Raw genomic sequence first — 12397 nt, 5'->3', positions numbered from 1 at the left:
CGCGCGGCCCGTCAGACGCGGCGCGCGAGCGCCGCGTTGCCGGTGATACGCTGTGGCGGAGACGCAGTAGACGTCGCGCCTGGGCTTTGTGTCCCGGAGCCATTGGATCCCTGAGTGTCCTGCGCCTGGGTCGGCGAGGCCCCGCCGGTAGCAGATGCCCCCTCCGGCCGCAATGGCCGGGGCGGCGCGAACAGAAAGCCCTGGCCGAACCGTACGTCAAAGTCGAGCAGGTCGACCACCGCGCGCTCGCCCTCGATCCGCTCGGCGATCAGATCGATGCCGAAGCGGCCGAGCAGGTCCGACAGATCGGACGGGTGGATGTCGGAGGTCGAGGCCTGCCTTGGGTCGAGCAGCAGCGTGGCCGGCACCTTGATGAAGCGCACGCCGCGGTCAGCGAGCTCGCGCGGCTCGATCCGCAAATCCGTGACATGGTCGATCGAGAAACGGAAACCGCGCTGTGCGAGCGCGGCGAGATTCTCGGTCTCGGCGGGGCCGAGATTGCGGAAGGTCGATTGCTTGAACTCCAGCACCAGCGACGGCGCCAGTGCCCGGTTGGCTTCGAGGAAATCGAGGCATTGCGCGAAGGTGGTGGAGTTGCCGAGGGTGGAGGAAGCGACGTTGCAGAACACGCCGACCTCCTTGTTGCGCACCATCAGCCGGCGCAGCACCTGCACGCAGCGCAGCATCACCATGGTGTCGATGCGCCCGATCAGGCCGGAGGCTTCGGCGATGCTGATGAATTCCTCGGCGGCGATCAACTGGTCGCGCTCGTCGCGCGCCCGCGTCACCGCCTCATAGAACCGCACCTTGCGCTGCGGCAGCGTCACCATCGGCTGGAGGAAGATGTCGATGCGGTTCTCGTCGATCGCGTTGCGCAGCGTGGCCAGCATCTGGGTCTGGTTGCGTCCGCCAGCGGGGGCATGGACCATCGGTGCGGGCGCAGGCCGCGGCGCGGACGGGAGCGGCTGCGGCGCAACTAACCTTTGCTCGGCCGTTGCTGGCCTTTCCTCGGCCATTGTCATCAAGTCGATCGGCGCTTCCGGTTGCGACTTCGTCACCGGGATAGGAGCCGGCGTTCCGTCGGCCAGCAGGTCCTCGTGGGTAGACACGGTGGCGGCGAGCTGCCTGACCAGTCCGCCGAGCTCGTTGATTTCGCCGACCACCGACTGGATGCGGTCGGAGTGGGTCGAATTGGCCGAGGCGATGCGCCCCTCGATCGCCGCGAGCCTGCGGCCGAACTCGGCCACCTGGCGGGCGAGGTCGGCGGTGCCGCGCGAGAGGTCGGCGATCTGGCCGCCGACGTCGCTGCGGTCGCGCAGCCGCATCGACACCGCGTTGTAGAGGATCAGGAAGGTCAGCGCGGTCAGCGCCACGATGGCGGATTCGGTTCCGCTGATGCCGGCGACCGAGTAGAGGACAAGCCCGAGCGAGGCCGCGACCAGAACCATGCAGATGGCGATGAAGATCGTCGAAATGCGAATCATGCCGCGCGTTATGCCTCAAGTGCTGACTGCCTCACCCCGGGAAAGCACGGGCCTTGGTCCGGCGCCGTGACGTCTCATGCTCCCCCAAGCAAGCGGACCTTAACATCATTGTTGATTCGAGGGGATAGCAGCCCGCGATGCCGCCGACCGTGAAGGCTAGCGACACCATGTTCAGCGGACGAAGCTGCGCTTCTCGCGCTCCTCATAGGCGACGTTGAGGGCATCGAAGATGGCTTTGACGCCGGCATTGGCGCTCCAGACCGCGAGCACGAGACCAAAGAGGAAGGTGATGCCGAGCGCCGTATTGCGATGCGACACCACGCGCCCGACCTGGTCCTCGACGATCTGAAACGCGCCCTCGGGCAGCATCATCGCCAGCATGTGCAAATTGGCGCTGATGGTCGAGGGTTCGGCGAACAGGCCGTAGGATGAGACCACCGCGGTCACGGCGGGGAAGATCGCCAGCAGCCCGAAGAAGACGACGCCGCCCGCGGTCGCGAGCAGGCGATCGTCGTCGATGCGCTGATAAGTGCGCCAGAAAATATCCTTCCAGCCCGCCCAGGGGATCGCGAACGGGCTTTTGGCGCGGCGGCCGCGGTCGGGCTGCATCGCTGCGCCCGCCGGACTCGTTTCGGGCGAATTTGCCTCACTGTTAAGGTGGTCTCGCGGACGCCCCGGCCGGATCAGGCCGGACTCCTGGAAATACCGTTCCGCGGTCAGCACGAACACCGTCGTAGCTACCACAAGCAGCCAGCTGTCGATCTGCTCGGAGTGCCGCGCACGCATTTAGGTATCCACTCCGTGCCGGTGACGCCGCCGGCGCGCCGCCGTTAATCCCACCAGCCCAACAGCCGCGAGCATCAGGCCAAGCTGCACGGACCGGTTGGAACGAACCGGCCAAGACTTCCCCGACCAGGCCTTGCCGCCATGGCCGCCTTCGCCCGGTGCGAGCGGCACCAGAGGAATCGTCGTCGCGACCTCTTTCACCGCCTGCTTCATAGTTCCTCGCGGAATCCGCGGGGTGGCGATCGCCGCGCGCAGGCGGCTGGCGAGCGGCACGATCGGCTTGGGCTTGCGCCTGATCTGAGCCATGGCCACGCCGGCGCAGGCGGCGGCCAGCACCAGCAGCACCGCGCCGACTGCGCCCAAGCCCCAGAATTGTCCGTACGTGATTGCTGCCCAGCGGTACAAGGCGATCAGGCCGACGAACAAGGCTGCGACGACGAACATGCCCGCCACCGCGAGCAGTCCCGCCGCAACCGCGTAAGACGTCGCACGTCCCGTGGCCTCATTGGTGCGGTCGCGCAGATAGGATCGTGTGGCGCGCTTGAGGTGGTTGAGCTTGAGCGCCACGCCGGCGCGCAGCAATTCGCCCGATGGCGCAAGCATGCGGACATCCTCCGATGCGAGACATTCGTCGGTGGATGAACGTGGCGGAATTTGACTTGTTCCGAGGAGGCGCGGCTGTCGTGGGATCAGGCGAGATCGGCTGCCGCGATCCAGAACACTTCGCCCTCGGACTCTTCGGTGTCGAGCCAGAGCAGCGGCAGCTCCGGAAAGGCCTCGTCGACCAATTCGCGGCCGCGGCCGATCTCGCAGAGCAGGCCGCCATCCGGCGTGAGATGGTCAGGGGCGTCGCGCAGGATGCGGCGGACCACGTCGAGGCCGTCGGCGCCGCCGTCGAAAGCGAGCTTTGGTTCTGCGCGGCACTCCGGCGGCAGCGCCGCCATGCCCTCAGCATCCACATACGGCGGGTTGGTGATGATCAGGTCGTAGCGCGCATTGCCGAGCGGCGCGAACAGGTCACCGCGATGGAGCGTGATCCGCTCGTCGAGCCCGTGCTCGCTGACATTGCGCGTCGCAACTTCGAGCGCGCCCTTGGAGATATCGACGGCATCGACCGCGGCGTTCGGGAAATGATGCGCGGCGAGGATCGCCAGGCAGCCCGATCCCGTGCAGAGATCGAGCACCCGTTCGACGGCCGTTGGGTCGTCGATCAGCGAACCGGCCTCGCCATCGCCGCCGAAATGCGACTCCATGAGCTCGCCGATGAAAGAACGCGGAACGATGACGCGTTCGTCGACATAGAAGGGCAGGCCGCGCATGTAGATCTTGTTGACGAGATAGGCGGCCGGTTTGCGCGTGGTAACGCGCTTATGGATGAGATCGAGGATGGTCTTGCCTTCCGCTGATGTGACGCGGGCGTGGGCGAAGGCCTCGAACTGATCGGGATGCAGATGCAGGGCCTCGCAGACCAGGAACGCCGCTTCGGCGACCGGATCGGTCGTGCCGTGCGCAAAGGCGATCCTGGCTTCGACAAAGCGGCTTACCGCATAACGGACAAAATCGATGAGGGTGAGGAGCTCGCCGCGGCCCACCTTCGCGAGCTTTGGCGCGGCGCGGCCGCGCAGGGTCTTTTTCGAAGTCGTTGCCATCAGGATCGGGTCCAGCGTGCGGCGGCTTCGTCGTCGCGGGCCTGGGCCTCGACCCAGCCGGCGCCGGTGGCGCTCTCTTGCTTCTTCCAGAACGGCGCGTTGGTCTTGAGGTAATCCATCAGGAACTCAGCCGCCTCGAACGCCGCCTGGCGATGTTGCGAGGCGGTCAGCACCAGCACGATGTTCTGTCCGGGCGTGAAGCGGCCGACGCGGTGGATGATGGTGACGCCGCTGAGCGGCCAGCGCGACGTAGCCTCGTCGACATGGCGCTTGATCTCTTCCTCGGCCATACCTGGATAATGTTCGAGCGTGAGCGCCGCAATCCTGGCGCTGTCCTCGTCGCCGCGGCAGATGCCCGAGAAGCTCACGACGGCGCCGATATCGGTGCGGCCCGCGGTCAGGCTCGCGATCTCGCGCGCGACGTCGAAATCGTCCTCCTGGATGCGGATGGTGACGGGGCCGCTCATGCGTCTAACCGCCGGTCATCGGCGGGAAGAACGCGATCTCGCGGGCGCCCGCGATCGCGGCGTCCGGCCTGACATGGGCGTGGTCGATCGCGGCGCGGATCACCTTCGGCTTCTCGAATGCATAGGCATAGGCCTCGCTCCGGCCGGACAGCCAGGCGATCAATTCCTCCACGGTCCGTACGGTCGCCGGCGGCTCGATGGTCTCCTCGGCCTTGCCGATCCGCTCGCGCACCCAGGCGAAGTATTTCAGCTTCATCCTTCATCCTCCTTGATGAGGTGATGGATGCCGGCACGGAAATAGTCGTAGCCGGTGTACATGGTGAGGAGTGCCGAGGCCCACAGCAGCAACAGGCCGATCTGCGTGACCACCGGCACGACCTGGTCGCCGGCTTCGCCAGCAAGCAGGAAGCCGATCGCGACGAGCTGAACCGTCGTCTTCCATTTGGCGAGTTTTGTGACGGGCACGCTGACGCGCAGCGCCGCCAGATATTCCCGAAGGCCCGAAACCAGGATCTCGCGGCACAGGATCACGATGGCAGCCCACAGCGACCAGCCATGAATGATGCCGTCCGCGGCCAGCATCAGCAGGCAAGAGGCGACCAGCAGCTTGTCGGCGATCGGATCGAGCATTCGGCCGAATGCCGATTGCTGATTCCAGATCCGCGCATAATAACCGTCGAGGTAATCAGTCACCGCGGCGCCGATAAAAATAGCCACCGCAACCCAGCGCAGCCAGAGCGGGCCGTCCATGATCGACTGTGCGTAGATGCACCCGACCACGACCGGGATCGCGGCGATCCGGCCGTACGTCAGGATGTTCGGGAGGGACATCGCGCGGCTGGTCGTCCCTCGTGTGGTGGCGATGTTCATCCGTCCTACCAATACCGCTGCAGCCTGAAGGTCAACCGTCCCGCTCCCCAAATGAGACGCGGGATACGACGCCCATATGACCGCGGCCCCCCTTTAATTCATCCCGGTTGGGGATGGAAATACTCGAAGATCCTGCGTGCGCTTTCGGCACTCACGCCCGGAACCTTGCCCAGATCGACGATCGAGGCCCGTTCGATCTCCTTCAGGGTTCCGAAATGGTGCAGCAAGGCACGCTTGCGTGATGGACCGATACCCGGAATCTCCTGCAACCCGGCCTCGCGGATGTCCTTCTTGCGGAGCTTCCGGTGCGAGCCGATGACGAAGCGGTGGGCCTCGTCCCGCAGCCTCTGGATGAAATAGAGGACGGGGTCGCGCGGCTCCAGCTTGATCGCCTCGCGCTCCGGCATGAATAAGGTCTCGCGGCCGGCATCGCGGTCCGGCCCCTTGGCCACCGACATCAGCGAGACCTGGGTCAGCCCGAGGCCTGCGAAGATCTCGCGCACCGCATTGAGCTGGCCGCGGCCGCCGTCGATGATCACGAGGTCGGGCCATTGCGGAAAATCGTCGTCCTTGGTCTTAGCCGCACTCTCTTCGGGCGGATTGATGAGGCGCTTGAATCGGCGCTCCAGCACCTCGCGCATCATGCCGTAGTCGTCGCCAGGCGTGAGCCCTTCGGACTTGATGTTGAACTTGCGATACTGGTTCTTCACGAAGCCGTCCGGGCCGGCGACGATCATAGCGCCGACCGCATTGGTGCCCTGGATGTGGCTGTTGTCGTAGACCTCGATCCGCTTCGGCGGATGCGGCAGGCTCAGTGTCGCGGCCATGGCCTCCAATAGACGGCCCTGGGTCGCGGTGTCCGCGAGCTTGCGGCCGAGCGCCTCGCGCGCGTTGGTCAGGGCGTGGGTGACGAGTTCTTTCTTCTCGCCGCGCTTCGGGGCCGTGACCTCGATCTTGTGGCCGGCCTTGATCGACAGCGCGTTGGCAAGCAGCTCGCTCTCCTCGATCTCGTGCGAGAGCAGGATGAGTTTCGGCGGCGGCTTGTCGTCATAGAACTGGGCGAGGAAGGAGCCCAGCACCTCTTCCGGCGTGAAGGTTTTCTCCGCGCGCGGAAAATAGGCGCGGTTGCCCCAGTTCTGTCCGGTGCGGAAGAAGAATACTTCGACGCAGGAGAAGCCGCCCTCCTGGTGGATGGCGAACACGTCGGCTTCCTCCACCGTGCGCGGATTGATGCCCTGCTGCGACTGGATCGCCGACAGTGCTGCGAGGCGGTCGCGGTAGAGCGCAGCGCTCTCGAATTCGAGCTCGCTTGAGGCCTTCTCCATCTCGCCTGCGAGTTCCTGCTTCACCGCCTGGCTCTTGCCTGACAGGAAGTCGGTCGCCTCGCGCACCAGCGTCGTATAGCCGGGAAAATCGATCTCGCGGGTGCAGGGACCGGCGCAGCGGCGGATCTGGTAGAGCAGGCAGGGCCGGCTGCGGCTCTCGAAGAACGAGTCGGTGCAGGAGCGGATCAGGAAGGCGCGCTGCAACGCCGTGATGGTGCGGTTGACGGCGCCGGCCGAGGCAAACGGGCCGAAATAGCGCCCGGGTCGGCTCTGCGCGCCCCGATGCTTCAGGATCTGCGGCGCCCAATGGTCGCCGGTGATCAGGATATAGGGAAACGACTTGTCGTCGCGAAGCTGCACGTTGAAGCGCGGCCGGAGCTGCTTGATCAGGTTGGCCTCGAGCAGCAGCGCTTCGGTCTCGGTCGTGGTCGAGACGATCTCCACGGAAACCGTGGCGGCGATCATGCGCAGGATACGCGCCGGCTGGGGCGCACTGAGGCGCGCGTAGTTCGACAGCCGCTTTTTGACGTTCTTGGCCTTGCCGACATAGAGCACATCGCTGTTCGCATTGAGCATGCGATAGACGCCGGGCGAGGTGGGAGCGAACCGGACCGCGCGCTCGATCGCGCCATGGCCAGTCGCCAACGGCTCGTCGCCGACTGCGCCGCTCTCTTCCAGGATGTCCGGCAGCCGTGAATCGTCCTCCTCGTCACCGTTTGCGGTGGCGGGATCGAGGTCCGGCGGCGTCAGCGCCTCGGGCGGGGCGTCCGGCGCGCTGCCGCGTTCGGGTTTGCGCGCGCGTGTGTCGTCCGGATTGTCTTTGGAATCGTGAACCATGCGACGAATTTAGGTGCTGGGAGCGCCGATTTGAAGTTCCGGCCGTGCCGCGCGCACAGGATGGCGGCGCACAGTTCCCGGTAACGCTTCCTTAAGTCTGTTAACAGCGCGGTAACCGGACTTAACAGCCCTTTAACCTAAAACTCTCGATAAATCTTATGCAAAAAGTTCTTGGTTCCGTAACCATGCAGTTTGCCTTGCGCGGCGGCGCAGGCATCGCACGGGCTGCGGCAGTTGCGTTGGAGAGTGTGATGAAGGGGTTGGTTGTGGGCGCAGCCGCGTTGGTTGCTGCCGGCTGGACAGCTTCGGCAGATGCCGCCGATCTCAACTACGGGCAGCGCGCTCCCTATACCGTCAATCAGCCGCTCAACGCCTACAGCTGGGCTGGTCCGTATCTCGGCGCCAACGTCGGCTATGAATGGGGATCCGTGGACAACAATCCCGCAAAGCCCTCTGGCTTCGTCGGCGGCGTACAGGCCGGCTACAATTTCCAGAACGGCCCGTGGGTGTTCGGCGTCGAGGGCGACATCCAGGCAGCCGGCGCCGACGATACTTTCGCGCCGTGGAAGTTCTCCAATCCCTGGTTCGGCACCCTGCGCGGCCGCGCCGGCTATGCCCTCAGCAACGTGCTGTTCTACGGTACCGCTGGTCTGGCCTTCGGCGAGTTGCGCGCGCAGACCTTTGGCTGGACGGAATCGCACACCACCGCCGGCTGGACCATTGGTGCCGGCGCGGAAGTCGGCTTTGCGCCGAACTGGAGCGCCAAGCTCGAATATCTCTACATCGATCTGTCGACGAGTCAGTTCGCAATTACAGGCGTGTCGAACGGCTATAGCGCCAGCGTCGTGCGCGCGGGCGTGAACTATCACTTCTGATAGCTAAAGAAGAAAATACCGGACCTTCAGCTTCCCGGCCGCATGCGGCCGGGATTTTTTTTTGCGTCAGGCTCGCTAGGCGAGGATGACCAGGTTGACCGCTTTCGGGCCCTTACCCTTCTTGTCCGGTTCGACTTCGAATGTGATACGCTGTCCTTCGGCAAGGTCCTTCAGTCCCGCTCGCTCCACAGCAGTGATGTGAACGAAGACATCGCGACCGCCGTCGTCCGGCTTGATGAAGCCGTAGCCGCGCTCGCCGTTAAAGAACTTGACCGTTCCCGTCATGGCCATCGGGAAACTCCCCCTCATTGCTCCTCCGCCGCGACGCAGACGCACGTCACGGCATGACCGGGCGTTACGAAGCCCGGGAGCTGGCCATCCTTGGGCAGACCATTCGGTCCGACTGGATCTTTCTTAGGCCTTCACTCCGCCGCAACCATTCGCGGAAGCGGAACGTAAAGCCAGTCACGGAAACAGCATAATACGGTTCTTTGCAGATTGACTACCGCTACTGCATATTTTTCCCAAGACTGCCGGAGCCTTACGGCTTTGGGACGTCCAACCGGAAGCGCGCCGCGCCGCCCTGGCCGAGCGGTACTTCCAGTTCGGGAAGGATCGTCTTGAGCTCGCCATGCAGCGTATAGGGCGGATTGACGATCAGCAGTCCGGTGGAGGTGAGGGCCGCGCCGTCAACCTGCGGCGCCGCGCTGAATTCGAGCCGCAGGCATTTGCCCGGCGGCTTTGCTGCAGCAGCGGCCCGCGCCACCAGTTGCGCCAGCGCATCTGTGGCGCGGCGGCTCTTGGCCGGGTACCAGATTACATAGATACCTGTCGGCCATTTCGCGAAGGCTGTGGAGAAGGCCTCGCCAAGCCGTTCGAACTCGTCCTTTGCCTCGAAGGACGGATCGATCAGCACGAGCCCGCGCCGCTCCTTCGGCGGCACGAATGCCGGCAGCGCGACCCAGCCATCGAGATCGACCACGCGGGCCTGTTCGTCGCGCCGCAGCACGTCGATCAGCGCCTTGCGCGCCTTCGGCTCGAGTTCGCAGGCGACGAGGCGGTCCTGCGGCCGCATCAAGCCGCGCGCGATCAGCGGCGAGCCCGGATAGGCCTTGAGCTCGCCCTTCGGATTGAAAGCGCGGACGATGTCGAGATAGGGCTTGGTCAGCGCGAGGCTTTCGTTCGACAAGCGAGCCTGCATCAACCGTGCGATACCCGTCAGCCATTCGCCGCCGCGCCGCGCCTCGTCGCTTTCGAGATCATAGAGGCCGGCGCCGGCATGCGTGTCGATGACGCGGAACGCGCCCGGCTTGTCCTGCAGATAGGTCAGGATGCGCGCCAGCACGATGTGCTTGATGACATCGGCGAAGCTGCCGGCATGGTAGGCGTGGCGGTAATTCATGAGATGTGCGGCTCACAAGAGAGAATGCGCAGCATCTTCTACTCGTCATGGCCGGGCTTGTCCCGGCCATCCACGCGCAACGAAGGACGTGGATGCCCGGGACGAGCCCGGGCATGACGGCAGTTGGGCCTGCTCTACCCACCCCTGATCGGCGGCATCGTCACCTGGTCGCGGCGGCAGGCGCGGCGATCGTTCTCTTCGCAGGCGCGGAATTGCAGGTCCTTGCTGAGGCAGACGCGGACCTCGGAGAGCCGCGTCCGGTTGCAGGTGACCGAGATGGCGGCATTGCTCAAGCCCGGATTGGCCTTGATGAAGGCCTCCTCGACCTCGGCCGGGGCCACCGTCTTGGCCTGCGACAGGTCGAGATACTCGGCCGGAATCTTGATCGCGGCACGGGCCTTTCGGACCGTCTCGAAATAGTTGCGGTCGGTCAGCCCGGCGCAGGTGCCGTGCTTGTCCCATTCGTTGAATATCAGGCCCGGTGCAGGCATCAGATCGAGCATCGAGGAGACGATGCTGCGGTTGAGCCGCGGCGCCGGCCGCTGGCAGTATTCGGGGAAGCCGTTTTCATATTGCGGCCACAGGCCGTGCACCACGAAGGCATATGGCCGTCCGCCGCACTGGATCTGCGAACGTCCGCCGCGTTCGGCGGCTTCTTCGCAGAAGGAGGGCGACCAGGACAGCGACAGCACGTAGAAATCGAACTCGCCCGGCGCATTCTGCCGTTTGTCCTGCGCCCACGCGCTTGCGGCGACAAAGACCAGCCCGGCGGCCAGGGTGAGCGAGAGCATCAGGCGGGAAAACGAACGCAATCTGGAATGAAACATGGCGACGCCCCTCAACTAGACTGTGCAAGCCAGCCTAGCAGGCGATAGGAACATTTCAAGAACAAATTTCGAGCGGCGCGCCGTCCGTGGCGAGCCGCTCGCGAATCAGGGCTTGGCCGCCCGGCAGGCCGGGTTGTACGCCCAGTTGCGGTCGAGCCCGACCACGCACCATTCGACGCCATTGCCGTAGCCGGCGAAGCCGCCGTCCTCGATGATCGAGAAGTGCACCTTGCGCATCTTGCCGTCATTGAGCATGGCTTCGCCCGTGCAGTAACGGCGCGGAATATTGTCGGACTGCCAGGGCCGGAACGCGGTCTCGCGAACGGCGGCGAAGCCCGTGATCTTCAACGAGGAATTCCAGAACGAGCTTTCCTTCTCCCAGAACTGGTTGGCGATCGTCGGCAGCGCCTTGTCGCAATCGGCGACGTTGCCGTCGTAGCGCGGTCCGCTCAGCCAGAAATTCAGCTCCAGCGGATTGCCGGCCCTAGCCTCATTGAGCGACAGCGCCCCGAGCATGAGGCCGAGCAAAGCGGCAAAACGGAGCGATGTCAGGGAGGAAAGGGCGCGCATGGACAATCCAGACAGCATGATCTGCGAGGGACGGACGGTGCCGTGAAGGCCGGGGGAGGTCAAGTGCAGCGCGGCAACACTTGCCGACGAGTTGACCGCGATGGCACGGCAGAGGGGCCTTCCGTTCTTTTCAGCGCCGCGCCGGCACCGTAAGCTGTCTCCAACCAATTGGAGTGACGGGAATGCGAATCATTGCGGCCGCGGGCCTTCTTGCCAGCCTGGTTGTCTCGGGTGCGTTGGCGAGCCAGTCGGCACGTGCCGATATCCTTCCGGTGCCGCCGTTCAAGGGCAATGACACCGGCGGCATCATCGCCTATTCGACGGCGACGCAGGTCGACGCCCGGCAGGTCGCGGTCGATCACTGCGCGCGGTACGGCAAGGTGGCCAAATTCCTCGCGGTGCAGGGCTATGACGGCGGCTACATCTCGTTTTCCTGCCGCTGGGTGCCCTATGGTGCCGCCGACCAGCCGATCCGCACGCTCTACTGAGGCGGTTCTCGTAACGCCAAGATAACGTCGCCTCATCTCAGCCGGGAGCCTCTCGCATGACGCGCAAGCTCGCTTTGCTCGGTTCGGCCGTTTGCCTGATTGTGTCCGCTGGCGCGGCGGTCGCCGATGATTTGCCGGTGCGCAAGGCCGGTCTGTGGGAGATGAAGATGGTCCGAACCGGCTCGGCGATGCCCGAAATGACCATGCAGCACTGCACCGACGAGAGTGTCGACAAGGAGATGAACAACAACGTCTCTCCGATGGCCAAGCAGATCTGCGCCAAGCAGGACATCAAGAAGACCCCGACCGGCTATGTCAGCGATTCCGAGTGCAACGTCGCCGGCATCAGCACAACCTCGCATGCCGAGATCACAGGCGATTTCAACTCGGCCTACACGGTCAAGACCTCCTCGCACGCACAAGGCGGCGCTGTCGGCGCGGCGGGCCGCGATACGACCATGACGCTCGAGGCCAAGTGGCTAGGCGCCTGCAAGGCGGACCAGAAGCCCGGCGACATCGTGATGCCCGGCGGCTTCAAGATGAACGTTCGCGACGTCGACAAGCTGAAGGCGCTGCTGCCGAAGTAGGTGGCAGTGGCCGTTGTTCGCGCTGTCTCCCTCTCCCCTTGTGGGCTAAGGCGTACACACAGTTTTTTGTTGCCAAGGTGGAATCGAGTCTGATTCCTTTCAGTGCGGTCGACAAGAGGGATGGCCGCAATGGAAGAGATGGATTGGTCAGTCGGCCGCTTTGGCGATGCTCGACTGGCGAAAAGGGGGCGCTGCTGTTGCGGCGCGCCGTTGAACGCGTCACGGTGAAT

The 12397-nt window shown here is 64.6% G+C and carries 14 protein-coding genes and 1 pseudogene; 3 read left to right on the top strand and 12 right to left on the bottom strand.

What is annotated here, in order from left to right:
- Positions 1-11: 11 nt before the first annotated feature.
- The 8 genes and pseudogenes from FXV83_RS38850 to uvrC all read right to left on the bottom strand — a co-directional run bounded on the left by FXV83_RS38850 (position 12) and on the right by uvrC (position 7418).
- A complete protein-coding gene (locus tag FXV83_RS38850; protein WP_148745291.1) occupies positions 12-1484 on the bottom strand; it encodes an EAL domain-containing protein in 1473 nt (490 codons plus the stop codon).
- Between the two features lie 136 nt (positions 1485-1620).
- Positions 1621-2270, bottom strand: a pseudogene (locus FXV83_RS38845) (YihY/virulence factor BrkB family protein); the annotation flags it as partial.
- Complete coding sequence (locus tag FXV83_RS38840) at positions 2271-2873, bottom strand: phage holin family protein (RefSeq protein WP_148745289.1); 603 nt, start codon at positions 2871-2873, stop codon at positions 2271-2273. It lies immediately after the preceding pseudogene.
- Between the two features lie 86 nt (positions 2874-2959).
- Positions 2960-3919, bottom strand: a complete 960-nt coding sequence (gene prmB / locus FXV83_RS38835) for a 50S ribosomal protein L3 N(5)-glutamine methyltransferase (protein WP_148745287.1) — start codon at positions 3917-3919, stop codon at positions 2960-2962.
- Complete coding sequence (locus FXV83_RS38830; protein ID WP_148745285.1) at positions 3919-4386, bottom strand: molybdenum cofactor biosynthesis protein MoaE; 468 nt, start codon at positions 4384-4386, stop codon at positions 3919-3921. The genes prmB and FXV83_RS38830 overlap by 1 nt, the downstream gene beginning before the upstream one ends.
- A 4-nt stretch (positions 4387-4390) precedes the next feature.
- Complete coding sequence (moaD, locus tag FXV83_RS38825) at positions 4391-4642, bottom strand: molybdopterin converting factor subunit 1 (RefSeq protein WP_148745283.1); 252 nt, start codon at positions 4640-4642, stop codon at positions 4391-4393.
- A complete protein-coding gene (gene pgsA / locus FXV83_RS38820; protein ID WP_148745281.1) occupies positions 4639-5256 on the bottom strand; it encodes a CDP-diacylglycerol--glycerol-3-phosphate 3-phosphatidyltransferase in 618 nt (205 codons plus the stop codon). The genes moaD and pgsA overlap by 4 nt, the downstream gene beginning before the upstream one ends.
- Before the next feature lie 98 nt (positions 5257-5354).
- Positions 5355-7418, bottom strand: a complete 2064-nt coding sequence (uvrC, locus tag FXV83_RS38815; RefSeq protein WP_148745279.1) for an excinuclease ABC subunit UvrC — start codon at positions 7416-7418, stop codon at positions 5355-5357.
- 251 nt (positions 7419-7669) lie between these two features.
- On the opposite strand from uvrC, the gene FXV83_RS38810 reads away from it, so the two are divergent.
- The gene (locus FXV83_RS38810) at positions 7670-8293 is read left to right on the top strand and encodes an outer membrane protein (protein ID WP_187436465.1); all 624 of its coding nucleotides are present in this window, start codon (positions 7670-7672) and stop codon (positions 8291-8293) included.
- Positions 8294-8368: 75 nt separating this feature from the next.
- Here FXV83_RS38810 and FXV83_RS38805 read toward each other — a convergent pair whose 3' ends face one another.
- The 4 genes from FXV83_RS38805 to FXV83_RS38790 form a co-directional block, all read right to left on the bottom strand.
- Entirely contained in the window at positions 8369-8584 is a 216-nt protein-coding gene (locus FXV83_RS38805; protein ID WP_028176631.1) for a cold-shock protein, read from the bottom strand.
- A gap of 250 nt (positions 8585-8834) precedes the next feature.
- Positions 8835-9695 (bottom strand): 23S rRNA (adenine(2030)-N(6))-methyltransferase RlmJ, encoded by an 861-nt coding sequence (locus FXV83_RS38800; RefSeq protein ID WP_148745277.1) that lies wholly within the window; start codon positions 9693-9695, stop codon positions 8835-8837.
- A 134-nt stretch (positions 9696-9829) separates the two neighbouring features.
- Positions 9830-10522, bottom strand: a complete 693-nt coding sequence (locus FXV83_RS38795) for a ribonuclease T2 family protein (RefSeq protein WP_148745275.1) — start codon at positions 10520-10522, stop codon at positions 9830-9832.
- A gap of 105 nt (positions 10523-10627) precedes the next feature.
- Positions 10628-11092: a hypothetical protein gene (locus FXV83_RS38790; RefSeq protein WP_148745273.1), complete on the bottom strand. Its 465-nt coding sequence runs from the start codon at positions 11090-11092 to the stop codon at positions 10628-10630.
- 182 nt (positions 11093-11274) lie between these two features.
- Here FXV83_RS38790 and FXV83_RS38785 point away from each other — a divergent pair, with 182 nt between their 5' ends.
- Both FXV83_RS38785 and FXV83_RS38780 read left to right on the top strand, forming a co-directional pair.
- Positions 11275-11580: a hypothetical protein gene (locus tag FXV83_RS38785; protein ID WP_148745271.1), complete on the top strand. Its 306-nt coding sequence runs from the start codon at positions 11275-11277 to the stop codon at positions 11578-11580.
- A 56-nt stretch (positions 11581-11636) separates the two neighbouring features.
- Positions 11637-12167 carry a DUF3617 domain-containing protein gene (locus tag FXV83_RS38780; protein ID WP_148745269.1) on the top strand — a complete coding sequence of 177 codons (531 nt, stop codon included), beginning with the start codon at positions 11637-11639 and terminating at the stop codon, positions 12165-12167.
- The last annotated feature ends 230 nt before the right edge of the window (positions 12168-12397 follow it).

It is taken from the genome of Bradyrhizobium hipponense, from assembly GCF_008123965.1.
Taxonomy (GTDB): Bacteria; Pseudomonadota; Alphaproteobacteria; order Rhizobiales; family Xanthobacteraceae; genus Bradyrhizobium; species Bradyrhizobium hipponense.
The sequence above is the reverse complement of the archived record's forward strand: the minus strand, read 5'-3'. Positions and strand labels throughout refer to the sequence as shown.